We start from the raw sequence: 13627 nt of genomic DNA, 5'->3' as shown, positions 1-13627 counted from the left end.
CGGCCACCCCCACCCCTCCGCTCCAGGGCCGCCGGCGGCCGCGCGGGCCGCTGGACAGGTCCGGCTAGGCCACCACCGCCATCCCGTGCGGGGTGGAGTTGAGCCGCCGGCCGCCGTCCTCGGTGCAGACCACGATGTCCTCGATCCGCACCCCGAACCGACCCGGCAGATAGATGCCCGGCTCGATGGAGAAGCACATCCCCGGCACCAGCGGCAGCTCCTCGCCCTCCACCAGGTACGGCGGCTCATGGGTGGTCACCCCGATGCCGTGCCCGGTGCGGTGGATGAAGTACTCGCCGTAGCCGGCCTCGGTGATCACCGCCCGGGCCACCCGGTCGACGTCCTGACAGGAGATCCCCGGCCGGACCGCCTCGAAGGCGGCCTGCTGCGCCTGCCGCACGATGTCGTGCACCCGGCGCTCCTCCGCCCCCGGCTCCCCGACATGCACCGTACGGGTGGTGTCGGAGCCGTACCCGTGCTTGAGCCCGCCGAAGTCCAGCACCACCATGTCGCCCTCCCCGATCACCCGCTCACCCGCCTCGTGGTGCGGGTTGGCGCCGTTGGGCCCGGAGCCCACCACGGTGAAGTCCACCTGGCTGTGGCCGTGCTCCAGCAGCAGCCGGGCCAGGTCCGCGGCGACCTCGGACTCCCGGCGCCCCGCGAAGCGCACCTTGAGCACCTCCTCGTACGCCGCGTCGGCGGCCGCGCCCGCCGCCGCCAGCCGCTCCAGCTCCGCCTCGTCCTTGACCGCCCGCAGCATCGGCAGCGCCTCGCTCAGCCCGGTCCAGGCCGTCCCCGGCAGGGCGCGCTGCAAGCCCAGCAGGTGCAGCGCCCAGGAGGAGTCGGAGATCCCGTACCGGCCCTGCGGACGCAGCAGCGCGGCCGCGGCGACATAGGGGTCCTCACCGTCCAGCCAGCCGCTGACGGTGACCGCCCCGGCGCCGGGCGCCGCCAGCGCGTCGCCCTGCTCCAGCGCCGGGACCAGCAGCCGCGGCTGCTCGTCGGCGGAGAGCGCCAGCAGGGTGAGCCGCTCGGTGGTCGCCGTCGGCAGATAGCCGGTGAGCCAGGCGAGGTCGGGGCCGGGCATCACGACCAGTCCGGCGAGCCCTGCCTCGGCGGCCGACCGGGCCGCACGGGCCATCCGTGCCGCGTAGTCGTCGCGGGTGAACGGTGCGGGGGGCGGGGTGCCGATGTCGGGCATGGTTCTCCCTGGATCAGTGATGGAAGGCGCTGCGGGCCTTGACGCCGAACTGCTGGAGGGGCCGCGGCTGGTGGTGCAGTTCCTCCACCAGTCTGCCGAGGTCGGCCAGCAGCAGGTCGGCCAGGTCCTGCGAGAAGCCGTTGCGGCAGACGATACGCAGCACCGACAGGTCGGTGCGCTGCTCCGGGAAGGTGTAGGCGGGGACCAGCCAGCCGCGTTCGCGCAGCCGCCGGGAGACGTCGAAGACGTCGAAGGTCCTGACGTCGTCCGTGGTGGTGAAGGCGAACACCGGCAGCTGGTCGCCCCGGGTCAGCATCCGGAAGCAGCCCAGCGCCTCGATCCCGGCCGCGAGCCGCCCTGCCACATCCCGGGACGCCTGCTGGACGGCCCGGTAGCCGTCCCGTCCCAGCCGCAGGAAGGTGTAGTACTGGGCGACCACCTCGGAGCCCGGACGGGAGAAGTTGAGCGCGAAGGTGGGCATGTCGCCGCCCAGGTAGTTCACCCGGAAGACCAGTTCCTCGGGCAGCGCGTCGTGGTCGCGCCAGAGCGCCCAGCCGACGCCGGGGTAGACCAGACCGTACTTGTGCCCGGAGGTGTTGATGGAGGCGACCCGCGGCTGGCGGAAGTCCCACTCCAGCGCCTCGTCCAGGAAGGGCGCCACCATCGCGCCGGACGCTCCGTCGACATGGACGGGTACGTCCAGCCCGGTGCGCTGCTGGAGGCCGTCGAGGGCCGTGCAGATGTCCCACACCGGTTCGTAGCTGCCGTCGAAGGTGGAGCCGAGCACGGCGACCACGCCGATGGTGTTCTCGTCGCAGAGCGCCGCCGCCTGCTCGGCGTCCAGATGGAAGCGCTCACCCTGCATCGGGGCGAGCCGCGGCTCGACCTCCCAGTAGGTGCAGAACTTCTCCCAGCAGACCTGCACATTGATGCCCATCACCAGGTTGGGACGGGCCCCGGCGGCGTACCGGTCGGCGTTGCGGCGCATCCAGCGGCGTTTGAGGGCCAGCCCCCCGAGCATGCAGGCCTCGCTGGAGCCCGTGGTGGAGCAGCCCACCGCCTGGTCGGGGTCGGGCGCGTGCCACAGGTCGGCGAGCATCGCCACACAGCGCCGCTCCAGCTCGGCGGTCTGGGGGTACTCGTCCTTGTCGATCATGTTCTTGTCGAAGCACTCGGACATCAGGGTCTCGGCCTGGGGTTCCATCCAGGTGGTGACGAACGTCGCCAGGTTCAGCCGGGCGTTGCCGTCGAGCAGGAGTTCGTCGTGGATCAGCCGATAGGCCGTGGCCGGCGGCATGGGGCCGTCCGGCAGCCGGTGCAGGGGAGGGGCGACGGCCATCGGGCCGAGCGGGTCGGCCTCGCCCAGAAAGGGGTTGACGGCGAGTCGCCGGTCGTCGTCCCGGCCCTTGTGCAGCGCCACGCTGGCGTCCTCTCCTCGGTGGTGCGGGTTTCCCTCACCGTCGCACCGGCGCCCTGCGGGCGCACCCCGAGGAGAGGAGGTGCCGGGGCGGCGGCCGCCGCCCCGGGAGCCGGTCCGGCGACCGCGGGCGGGCCCGAGGGGGCAGTGGCGGAGAGGGGATGCGGCGGAGAGGGGATGCCCAGGCCGCCGGTGGCGTCAGCGGGGGGCGGGCACGGCGAAGTCGCCCCCGGTACCGGTGCCGGCGCCCTGCCGGACCCCGCGCTGCGCCGACCCGGGCGGGGGCCGTCACGGCGGTGGAAGGTGGTCGGGTGCGTGCGAACATGTTGGAAGAGGTTCGGGGTCCGCTGTCGAAACTTGTTCTACGCCTGTCAGCTGAGGCTTTGCAAGAGCAAGGACGCGATCATCCGCCGCCGCGGTATGAGCCGTTACAAGTAGCAAGCGCTCTCATCCGGCAGGGACCCTTGACAGGGCCTCGATGGGTTGGTGCGATTTGCACGCTCGCGTTCGGTTGTGTTCTCTCCAGTACCCCTCGGGAGGGGTTATGGCGCACTCATTCACCGACTCGATCGTCTCTCGCCGCCGTCTGCTGCGCGGCGCCGTCGCCGGCGCCGGAGCCGTCGCACTCCCCTCCCTGCTGGCAGCCTGCAGCAGTGGTCCCAAGCGCTCCGGCGACAGCGCCAACGGCACCGTCACCCTGGGCTCCAACGCCTCCGACCCGGTCCCGCGCAAGGCCTACACCGACGTCATCGCCGGCTACCACAGCAGCAGCGGCCGCACCGTGGACGTACGCACCACGGACCACAACACCTTCCAGGAGAACATCAACCGGTATCTGCAGAGCAGACCCGACGACGTCTTCATGTGGTTCGCGGGCTACCGGATGCAGTTCTTCGCGGCCAAGGGCCTGCTGGACGACATCAACGACCTCTGGCAGGGCTTCACCGGCTTCTCCCAGGCCCTCAAGGACCAGTCCACCGGGCAGGACGGCAAGCAGTACTTCGTGCCCTTCTACTACTACCCGTGGGCCGTCTTCTACCGGAAGAGCGTCTTCCAGCAGCACGGCTACCAGATCCCCAAGACCCTCGACGAGTACACCGCCCTCGCCAAGCAGATGCAGAAGGACGGGCTGGTGCCCATCGCCCTCGGCGACAAGGACGGCTGGCCGGCCATGGGCACCTTCGACTACCTGAACATGCGGGCCAACGGCTACGAGTTCCACAAGTCGCTGATGGCCGGCAAGGAGGCCTGGACCGACCCCAAGGTCAAGCATGTCTTCGACCTCTGGCGCGGCCTGATGCCGTACCACGACAAGGGCGCCAACGGCCGCACCTGGCAGGAGGCCGCGCAGACCCTGGCGCAGAAGAAGAGCGGTATGGCGGTCTTCGGACTGCCCCACCCCGGGCAGCAGTTCGCCGAGGCGGACCGCGGCGACCTGGACTTCTTCGCCTTCCCCGAGATCGACCCCCAGTGGGGCCAGGACTCGGTGGAGGCACCCATCGACGGCTTTCTGCTGCCCCGCCGCGGCGGGGACAAGGACGGCGCCCGGCAGCTGCTGAAGTACCTCGCCACGCCCGCCGCCGAGGAGGCCTACATCGCCGGCGACCCCAACAACATCGCCGTCAACTCGGCCGCCGACACCAGCAAGTACGGCCCGCTCCAGCAGAAGGCGGTGCAGCTGGTCTCCTCCGCCAAGCACGTCTCGCAGTTCCTCGACCGCGACACCCGGCCCGACTTCGCGTCCACCGTGATGATTCCGGCGATCCAGCAGTTCATCAACAACCCCAAGGACGTCGACGGGCTGGTCAACGACATCGAGCGGCAGAAGAAGTCCATCTTCGCCACCGAGGGCTGAACCGAGGGGACCACCGTGTCGGACACCACCCGCCGGACCGCCGCGGACCCCGCCGCCACCCCGCAGCCGGGGCCGGCGGCCGGGCCGGCGGCGGCCGTCGCCGATCCCGCCCCGGCCGTCCTCCCGGACCGGCCGGCGCGGACGGCCCGCCGCAGACCCCGGCTGCGCCGCCTCAGCCGTCGCGACCTGCTGGTGCTGGGGCTGCTGCTGGGCATCCCGGTCCTGCTGGACCTCGCGCTGGTCTGGGGGCCCGCGCTGGCCTCCGTGGGGCTCTCCTTCACCTCCTGGGACGGCATCGGAGCCATCCACGGGGTGGGCGGCCGCAACTATGTCGACGTCACCACCAACTATCCGCCGTTCTGGCCGGCGGTTCGTCACAACCTCGTCTGGCTGGGCTTCCTGGCGCTGGTCGCCACCCCGCTGGGCCTCTTCTTCGCGGTGCTCCTGGACCGCGGCATCCGCTTCAGCCGCTTCTACCAGAGCGCGCTCTACCTGCCGGTGGTGCTCTCGCTGGCGGTGATCGGCTTCATCGCCCAGCTGATCTTCTCCCGCGACCAGGGGGCGCTCAACAGCCTGCTGGGCCGCACCCAGGACCCGGTGGACTGGATCGGCGACCCCAGCATCAACCTCTGGGCCGTGCTGCTGCTGGCCGGGTGGCGGCACACCGGCTATGTGATGATCCTCTATCTGGCCGGGCTGAAGTCGGTGGACCCCTCGCTCAAGGAGGCCGCCGCCATCGACGGCGCCAACGAGGCACAGGCCTTCTTCCGGGTGGTGCTGCCCACCCTGCGGCCGGTGAACATCATCGTCGGCGTGATCACCGTGATCGAGGCGCTGCGCGCCTTCGACATCGTCTATGCGGTCAATCACGGCCGCAACGGCCTGGAACTGCTCAGTGTGCTGGTCACCGACAACATCATCGGCGAGGCCAGCCGGATCGGCTTCGGCTCCGCGGTGGCGGTGCTGCTGCTGGTGGTCTCGATCGGCTGCATCATCGGGTACCTCGCCCAGGAGCTCCGCGAGGACCGCTACGGCACCAGGGCCCGCCGCCGGACCCGACCGCGCAAGGCACCCCGGGGAGACCGCCCATGACCGCACTCGCCGCACCGCCCGCCGCCGACCTCGGCCCGGACCGGCCCCCGGGCCGGCCCGTCCGGCGCACCCGCCCCGCCCGGCTGGTGCTGCACGCCTTCCTCTGCGTGGTGGCCCTCGGCTGGCTGGCCCCGGTGCTGCTGGCCGTGTACGCCTCGCTGCGGCCGTACCAGGAGACCGCCAAGGACGGCTACTTCTCGCTGCCGCGCCACCTGAGCCTGGACTACTACCGGCAGGCCTTCACCCAGTCGGGGATGAGCCGCAACTTCGTCAACTCGATGATCATCGCGGTGCCCGGGGTGGTGATCACCCTGCTGCTGGCCTCCTTTGTGGCCTTCGCGGTCGCCAGGGTGCGGGTGCGCGGCGGCCTGGTGCTGCTGATCATGTTCACCGCGGGCAATCTGCTGCCGCCCCAGGTGCTGGTGACGCCGCTGTATGTGATGTTCAACCACATCGCGCTGCCGTACGAGCTCTCCGACTCCCAGGTGCTCTATGACTCCTACCTGGGGGTGATCGCGGTCCAGGTCGCCTTCCAGCTGGGGTTCTGCGTCTTCGTCCTCACCAATTTCATGCGGGCGCTGCCCGAGGAGATCGTGGAGGCGGCGATCGTGGACGGCGCCGGGGTGTGGACCCAGTACTGGCGGATCACGCTGCCGCTCTGCCGGCCGGCTCTGGCGGCGCTGGCCACACTGGAGTTCACCTGGATGTACAACGACTTCCTGTGGGCGCTGGTGCTGATCAACGATCCGGAGAAGCTGCCGGTGACCAGTGCGCTCAACAATCTGCGCGGTCAGTTCTTCACCGACTACAACCTGCTGGCGGCCGGTTCGGTGCTGGTGGCGCTGCCCACCGTGGTGATCTTCTTCGTGCTGCAGCGGCACTTCATCGCGGGCCTCACCCTGGGGTCGAGCAAGGGCTGAGCCGGGTGGCGGTGCGGTGGCGGGAGTGCCCACGGCGGACTCCCGCCACTGGCCACAAGTCGCCGGAAGCGGTACTTGCGGCGTCGCTCAACGCGCGTGGAGACTTCTAGCGGCTTGACATGTACGCGGCCTGCAACCGCTTACCCCTGCGGTCGCCGCGCACCGGGCCACTTGGCGCCCGCCAACCGGCGGGCCCGGGCACGCCCCCGTGTCCGCTCCTCAAGTCTCCAGGAGACCCGCGTGAGGAACAGTCGCACCCACGGCCGTCGCACCGCACTGCTCGCCACCGCGGCAGCCGTGCTCACCGCCACCGCCCTCGCCCTGCCCCAGGCACAAGCCGCCGAGGCGCAGGCTCTCAGCCCGCAGCAGGTGTCCACCCTGTCGGCCAAGGTCCAGCAGCAGCTCGGCGACGCGCACACCGCCGGCTCCTACGTCCGCAACGGACGCCTGGTCGTCACGGTCACCGACTCCGCCTCCGCTGCCACGGTCCGCTCCGAGGGAGCGGTCCCCCAGCTGGTCACCCGCAGCGGGGCGCAGCTCAAAGCGGCCACCGACACCCTGGACCGTACGGCCCGCATCCCCGGCACCGCATGGGCCGTCGACCCCAGCACCAACCAGGTCCTGATCTCCGCCGACTCCACGGTCAAGGGCGCCAAGCTGGCCAGGCTGCAGAAGGCGGCCAAAGCGCTCGGCGCCAGCGTCCGGGTGGAGAACGTGCCCGGCACCCTGAGCCTGCGGCTCAGCGGAGGCCAGGCCATCTACGGCGGCGGCTACCGCTGCTCCCTCGGCTTCAACGTCAAGGCCGGCTCGACCTACTACTTCCTGACCGCGGGCCACTGCGGCAACGTGGCCTCCACCTGGTACTCCAACTCCTCGCAGAGCACCAGGATCGGCACCACCTACGACTCCTGGTTCCCGGGCAACGACTTCGCCCTGGTGCAGTACACCACCAGCGGCACCCCGGCCGGGAACGTCTCCCTCTACAACGGGTCCTACCAGGACATCGCCTCCGCGGGCACCCCGTCGGTCGGCCAGACCGTCTACCGCAGCGGCTCCACCACGGGCGTCCACAGCGGCACCGTGACCGCCCTCAACTCCACGGTGAACTACGCCGAGGGAACGGTCAGCGGTCTGATCAGGACCACCGTCTGCGCCGAGGGCGGCGACAGCGGCGGCTCCCTCTACGCCGGCACCGTCGCCTACGGCCTCACCTCGGGCGGCAGCGGCAACTGCACCTCGGGCGGGGTGACCTACTTCCAGCCGGTCACCGAGGCGCTGAGCTACTACGGCGTCAGCGTCTACTGACGGGCGCGGACGGGCCCCGGGCGATCCACCCCGCCCGGGGCCTGCCGCCGTCCGCCGCACACGCGGCCGGCCATGGCCTCGCCGATGCGGGGGGCGAGGCCATGGCCGGCCGTCCGGGGGACAGGGGCCGTCAGCCCATCTCCTCCAGCCGCTTGCCCTTGGTCTCCCGGACGAACCGGGCGACGAAGGGGATCGACAGTGCGGCGAAGACGGCGTAGATGATGTAGGTCGCGGAGAGGTTCCAGCTGGACATCCGCGGGAACGACACGGTGATCGCCCAGTTGGCGATCCACTGCGCCGAGGCGGCCAGCGACAGGGCCGCGGCGCGGACCCGGTTGGGGAACATCTCGCCCAGCATCACCCACACCACCACGCCCCAGGACATGGCGAAGAAGAGCACGAAGGCGTTGGCCGCCACCAGCGCGACGGTGCCCTGCAGGTCAGGGATGGTGACATGGCTGCCGCTGCCGGTGGCGTAGCTGAAGGCCCAGGCGGCGGTGCCCAGCGAGACCGCCATGCCGGCGGAGCCGATCAGGGCGAGCGGCTTGCGGCCGATCCGGTCGATGCAGGCGATGGCGATCAGGGTGCCCACGATGTTGATGACCGAGCTGGAGAAGCTGATCAGCAGGGAGCTGCTCTGGTCGATGCCGACGGACTGCCACAGGATCGAGGAGTAGTAGAAGATCACATTGATGCCGACCAGCTGCTGGAAGACCGACAGCAGGATGCCGATCCAGACGACCGGCAGCAGCCCGAAGCGGCCGCCGAGCAGGTCCTGGAAGCGCGGCTTGTGGTCGGAGGCGATCAGCTCGCGGATCTCGGAGATCCGGGAACCGGTGTCCACCGCGTCGCCCTCGACGTCGCGCAGCACGGCGCGCGCCTCCTCGATGCGGCCCGCCGAGACCAGGAAGCGGGGCGACTCGGGGATCACCGAGGCGAGCACGAAGTAGATCACGGCCGGTACCAGGCAGGCGCCCAGCATCCACTGCCAGGCCTCCAGGCCGCCGAGGTGCCCGCGGACGTCGCTGCCGGCGCCCTTGTCGATGGCCCAGTTCACCAGCTGGGAGACGGCGATGCCGAGCACGATCGCCAGCTGCTGGAAGGAGGCCAGCCGGCCGCGGTACGCGGTGGGGGCGACCTCGGCGATGTACGCCGGGGCGATCACCGAGGCGATGCCGATGGCCGCGCCGCCGAAGACCCGCCAGAAGGTGAGGTCCCAGACGGAGAAGGGCAGTGCCGAACCCACCGAGCTCACCGCGAACAGGATGGCGGCGATCTTCATCACCCGGATGCGGCCCCAGCGGTCGGCGAACCGCCCGGCCATCGCGGCACCCACCGCCGAGCCCAGCAGCGCCGAGGCGACGACCCAGCTGACGTTGTCGCCCACGCCGAAGCGGTCCTTGATACCGGAGACGGCGCCGTTGATCACCGAGCTGTCGTAGCCGAACAGGAACCCGCCCAGAGCGGCCGCCGCGGTGATGAACACCACATGCGCGAGATGCTCGGAACCGGCTGCTGACGCGGCCGGTGCGGCGGCCCGGCGGGCGGCCGGAGGCTTGGTGACGCTCACTTGTTGCTCCTGCGAAAGGTTCCACTTGTTGAACATGGCGGTGCTGCAGATGCCATTGAGAATTCAACTTACGTAGTCAAACCGCAGGAGACAACTCGGAAGCCTTCATTACTTGAAGAGAAGATCCTCCGGCTCAAGCGCCGGCTCCTCGGCGGGCGGATACGCGGGCCCGTCCGACGGCTCCTCCTCCGGCTCCTCGACGGGCTGGTCCAGATCCCGGTGGACCACCCGTGCCACGCGCTCGATCGTCGCCACCCCGTAGGCCATGGTCCGGTTGTCGTGGCTGAGCACCACCAGCCGGTACCCCGGCCTGTCCGGCCGGGTGAAGTCCCCGATGCTGTGCACCCGCCAGCCATGGGTCGACCGCGGCAGCCAGCCGTTCTTCACATGGACGCCCACCCCGGACGGCGCCCCGGCCGGCGTCCCCCAGCGCTGGGTCGCCACCACGCTCGCCAGCTGCCTCATGCCGTAGGCCCGCGACGCCGGCGACAGCACCTCGTTGTCACTGTCGAACAGGGCCAGCACCTGCATCTCGTCCTGCGCCGTGATCCGGGTCAGCCCCCAGGAGCCGCCGTCGTTGAGGACGGTGTGGCTCAGACCCGCGAGCCCCAGGAACCGTTGCACCCGGTCCGGCCCCAGACCGCGCCACAGGACCGTGGTGGCGTCGTTGTCCGACCTGGTGATCATGGCGGTGATCAGCCGGTTCTCACGGGCGGTCAGATGCCGGCCGGCTTCCTGGGCGCGGCGCAGCACCGCCGCCATCACCATCGCCTTCACCACGCTCGCCGAGTCGTAGTGCCGGGTGTAGCCGACCCCGCACCAGGTGCCGGTGTCCCGGTCCCACAGCCCCACCGAGACCGTCCCGGCCCGGCCCGCCAGCGCGGAGCCGATGTCGTCGGAGAGCCTGGAGGCCAGCCGGGGATGGTCGTCCGAGGAGCAGATGGACCCGGCGTCCCGCGTGCGGGCCGCCGCAGGGGCGGGAACAGCCAGCGGCAGCACCGCCAGCAGCAGCGCCACCGGCGCGGTCCGCCGGACCGGACCGGACAGGGAGAGACGCATGGAAACCTTCCACAGGCACAGGCCCGACCGACCGGGCGTGCTCGGGAGTCTGCCGCACCGGGTGGCCCCCATCCCGCCAGCGCCACGCGCCCGATAGCGTGGTCCACCCGGCAACCGGAGGCGAGCCCGCGATGCAGCCCCTCGAAGGTGTCACCGTCGTCGCGCTGGAGCAGGCCGTCGCCGTGCCCTTCGCCACCCGCCAGCTGGCAGATCTCGGCGCCCGGGTGATCAAGGTCGAACGCCCGGGGGGTGACTTCGCCCGCGACTACGACCGCAGCGCCGGCGGCCTCTCCGCGTACTTCGTCTGGCTCAACCGGGGCAAGGAGAGCGCCGTCCTGGACCTCAGGGCGGACGCCGACCGCGCCCTGCTCGACCGGATGCTGGCCCGCGCCGACGTCTTCGTCCAGAACCTCGCCCCCGGTGCCGCCGACCGCCTCGGCCTCGCCGCCGAGCGGCTGTGCGCCCGGCACCCCCGTCTGATCACCTGCTCGCTGTCCGGGTACGGGACCGACGGCCCCTACCGGGACAAGAAGGCCTACGACCTGCTGGTCCAGTGCGAGGCGGGACTGCTCTCCATCACCGGCACCCCGGAGCAGCCGGTCCGCCCCGGGATCTCCGTCGCCGACATCGCCGGCGGGATGTACGTCCTCACCGGCATCCTCACCGCCCTCTACGAGCGCGGGCACACCGGCGAGGGCAGCGCCCTGGAGGTCTCCCTGCTGGACGCCCTGGGGGAGTGGATGGGGCACCCGTACCACTCCCAGGCCCACGGCGGCTCGCCGCTCGCCAGGAGCGGCGCCCGGCACCCCTCCATCTCCCCCTACGGCCACTACCGCACCGGCGACGGCGCGCAGCTCTACCTCAGCGTGCAGAACGACCGCGAGTGGGTGCTGCTCTGCGAACAGGTCCTGGGCCGTCCCGACCTCACCCGGGACCCCCGCTTCGCCGACAACCCGCGGCGCAGGGCCCATGACGACGAGCTCACCGCGGTGCTGGAGGACTGCTTCGCAGAGCACACCGCGGACGGACTTGCCGAGGTGCTGGACGCTGCCGGGATCGCCAACGCCAGGCTCCGCACGGTCGGCGAGTTCGCGGACCATCCCCAGCTGGCCGCCCGCGACCGCTGGCGCACCTTCGACACCTCCGCCGGGCCGCTGCGCGGACTGCTGCCGCCGGTCACGGTCGCGGGCCGTGAAGCCCCGATGGGCCCCGTGCCGGCCCTGGGGGAGCACACGGCGTCGCTGCGGGAGGAGTTCGGGGCCGGCCCCGGGGACGGGTCGGCTGCGGCGGGCAGCCCCGTGCCGCCCCCGCCGTGAGGTGGCGTGCCGTCAGCGGGCTTGGCTCGGCGGGCCGGGGCGGGGTTCCACGGGCAGCCGGGGGCTGTGGGCCGCGCGGCGACCGTTACTGGTGGTCGACGACCGCGGCCCGTCCGCCGAGCAGCCCCCGCCCGGTGAGGAAGGCCTCCAGGATGCGGTTGAACTCCGCCGGCTGCTCCAGGTTCGGCAGATGGCCCGCGCCCTCGACCACCGCGAGCTCCGAACCGGCCACCAGCCGGTGCATCTCCTCCGCGTCGGACACCGGGGTGTAGAAGTCGTCCCGCCCGACCACCACCAGGGTCGGCACGCCGAGCTGTGCCAGTACGTCCCGGTAGTCGGGCCGTTCCGCACGCCCCCGCAGCGCGGCCGCGGCCCCCTCGGGCGGCGCACCCGCCATCATGGCCCGCACCCGGGCGGCCACCTCCGGCAGCGCCCGGACGTTGTAGGGGGCGATCATCCGGTCCAGCACCTCGTCCGCATAGCCGGACATGCCCTCGGCCAGCATCCGGTCGGCCATGGAGTGGCGCCAGGCACGGTCGGCCTCGGTGTCCGCCCGGTGGAAGGTGTCGGCGAGCATCAGCCCCCGTACGCGGCCCGGGAAGAGCCGGCAGAACTCCATGGCGATCTGGCCGCCCATGGAAAGCCCGCCCAGCAGCACCTGCGGCAGACCCAGCCGGTCCAGCAGCGCGGCCAGGTCGCGGGCGAAGACCTCCAGCAGGGTGCGGCCCGGCACCACCGAGCTCTCCCCGTAGCCCCGCAGATCCGGTGCGATCACCCGGAGGCCCAGCCCGGGGAGGGCGGCGAGCTGCGGCGCCCACATCGAGCGGTCGAAGGGGTGGCCGTGGACGAGCAGCAGTGGCTCCCCGGTGCCCCGGTCGTCGTAGCCGACGGTGATCCCGCCCGCGGTCAGAGTCCCCATGGATGTGTCCCTCCCCCGTCCGTCGCCGCCGGCGCGGCGCTGCCCCGAGGCTATGGCCGAAGCACTGGTCGGTGCAATAGCATCATTGACCTCGGTGCAATGTGCGGATGAGGGTGGGAGGACCCATGGAGGACTACCGGGCCGTCGCGGACGCCCTGGCGGCCGAGATCGCCGCCGGACGGCTCCGCCCCGGCGACCGCCTGCCCCCGCAGCGAGCCTTCGCCCGCAGCCGCGGCATCGCCAACTCCACGGCCGGCCGGGTCTACCGCGAACTGACCAGCCGCGGACTGGTCGTCGGAGAGGTGGGCCGGGGCACCTTCGTACGGGCGGCCGCCCCGCCCGGCGCACCCGCTCTCGCCGAACCCGCCGCGGCCCGGATCGACCTGGAGCTCAACCACCCCCAGGTCCCCGGCCAGACCGCCCTGCTCGCCGAGGGCCTGGGCCGGATGCTCCGCCCGGACGCCCTGGCCGAGGCGCTGCGCCCGGCGGGGGCCACCGGTACGGCTGCGGCCCGTGGCGCGGCGGCGGCACTGCTGAGCCGGGACGGCTGGGCGCCGGACCCGGCGCACATCCTGTTCGCCGGATCCGGCCGGTCCGCGATCGCCGCCGCCATCGCGGCACACGTCCCGCCCGGCGGCCGCCTCGGGGTGGAGGCGCTCACCTACCCCGTGGTCAAGGCCATCGCCGCCCGCCTCGGCGTCGTCCTGGTCCCCGTGGAGACGGACGAGGGCGGACTGCGTCCCGACGCGCTGGCCGCGGCGCACCGCAGCACCCCGCTGCGGGCCGTCTATCTGCAGCCCACCCTGCACAACCCCTTCGGCACCACCATGGGGCCGCAGCGGCGGGCCGAACTCGCGGACGTGCTGCGGCAGGCGGACCTCCATGCCATCGAGGACAGCGTCTGGGCCTTTCTGCACCGGGACGCCCCGCCACCGCTGGCCGCCCTGGCCCCCGAGCGCACCATCCTGATCGA

The 13627-nt window shown here is 71.8% G+C and carries 11 protein-coding genes; 6 read left to right on the top strand and 5 right to left on the bottom strand.

What is annotated here, in order from left to right:
- Positions 1-64 precede the first annotated feature (64 nt).
- Together AOK09_RS18025 and AOK09_RS18020 are read right to left on the bottom strand one after the other, a co-directional pair.
- The gene (locus AOK09_RS18025; protein ID WP_055588233.1) at positions 65-1201 is read right to left on the bottom strand and encodes an aminopeptidase P family protein; all 1137 of its coding nucleotides are present in this window, start codon (positions 1199-1201) and stop codon (positions 65-67) included.
- Positions 1202-1214: 13 nt separating this feature from the next.
- Entirely contained in the window at positions 1215-2621 is a 1407-nt protein-coding gene (locus AOK09_RS18020) for a glutamate decarboxylase (RefSeq protein ID WP_055588232.1), read from the bottom strand.
- 541 nt (positions 2622-3162) lie between these two features.
- Here AOK09_RS18020 and AOK09_RS18015 point away from each other — a divergent pair.
- The 4 genes from AOK09_RS18015 to AOK09_RS18000 all read left to right on the top strand — a co-directional run bounded on the left by AOK09_RS18015 (position 3163) and on the right by AOK09_RS18000 (position 7790).
- Positions 3163-4473: an ABC transporter substrate-binding protein gene (locus AOK09_RS18015; protein WP_055588231.1), complete on the top strand. Its 1311-nt coding sequence runs from the start codon at positions 3163-3165 to the stop codon at positions 4471-4473.
- A gap of 162 nt (positions 4474-4635) precedes the next feature.
- Complete coding sequence (locus tag AOK09_RS18010) at positions 4636-5565, top strand: carbohydrate ABC transporter permease (RefSeq protein WP_055588234.1); 930 nt, start codon at positions 4636-4638, stop codon at positions 5563-5565.
- On the top strand, positions 5562-6485 hold the full coding sequence (locus AOK09_RS18005; protein WP_055588230.1) for a carbohydrate ABC transporter permease: 924 nt from the start codon (positions 5562-5564) through the stop codon (positions 6483-6485). The genes AOK09_RS18010 and AOK09_RS18005 overlap by 4 nt, the downstream gene beginning before the upstream one ends.
- Positions 6486-6725: 240 nt before the next feature.
- Positions 6726-7790, top strand: coding sequence for a S1 family peptidase (locus AOK09_RS18000; RefSeq protein WP_055588229.1), 1065 nt, complete (start codon positions 6726-6728; stop codon positions 7788-7790).
- A 130-nt stretch (positions 7791-7920) separates the two neighbouring features.
- Here the strand turns inward: AOK09_RS18000 and AOK09_RS17995 are convergent, their stop codons facing one another.
- Together AOK09_RS17995 and AOK09_RS17990 are read right to left on the bottom strand one after the other, a co-directional pair.
- Positions 7921-9360, bottom strand: a complete 1440-nt coding sequence (locus tag AOK09_RS17995; protein WP_055588228.1) for a sugar porter family MFS transporter — start codon at positions 9358-9360, stop codon at positions 7921-7923.
- Positions 9361-9468: 108 nt separating this feature from the next.
- Entirely contained in the window at positions 9469-10419 is a 951-nt protein-coding gene (locus AOK09_RS17990; RefSeq protein ID WP_063795993.1) for a serine hydrolase, read from the bottom strand.
- A 131-nt stretch (positions 10420-10550) separates the two neighbouring features.
- On the opposite strand from AOK09_RS17990, the gene AOK09_RS17985 reads away from it, so the two are divergent.
- Positions 10551-11735 carry a CaiB/BaiF CoA transferase family protein gene (locus AOK09_RS17985; protein ID WP_055588227.1) on the top strand — a complete coding sequence of 395 codons (1185 nt, stop codon included), beginning with the start codon at positions 10551-10553 and terminating at the stop codon, positions 11733-11735.
- 85 nt (positions 11736-11820) lie between these two features.
- On the opposite strand, the gene AOK09_RS17980 is transcribed toward AOK09_RS17985, so the two are convergent.
- Complete coding sequence (locus AOK09_RS17980) at positions 11821-12654, bottom strand: alpha/beta fold hydrolase (protein ID WP_055588226.1); 834 nt, start codon at positions 12652-12654, stop codon at positions 11821-11823.
- A 125-nt stretch (positions 12655-12779) separates the two neighbouring features.
- Here AOK09_RS17980 and AOK09_RS17975 point away from each other — a divergent pair.
- Positions 12780-13627: aminotransferase class I/II-fold pyridoxal phosphate-dependent enzyme (locus AOK09_RS17975; protein WP_157875935.1), on the top strand; the 848-nt coding region annotated here is incomplete at its 3' end.

The sequence above is a fragment of the Peterkaempfera griseoplana genome, assembly GCF_001418575.1.
Lineage (GTDB): Bacteria > Actinomycetota > Actinomycetes > Streptomycetales > Streptomycetaceae > Peterkaempfera > Peterkaempfera griseoplana.
The sequence above is the reverse complement of the archived record's forward strand: the minus strand, read 5'-3'. Positions and strand labels throughout refer to the sequence as shown.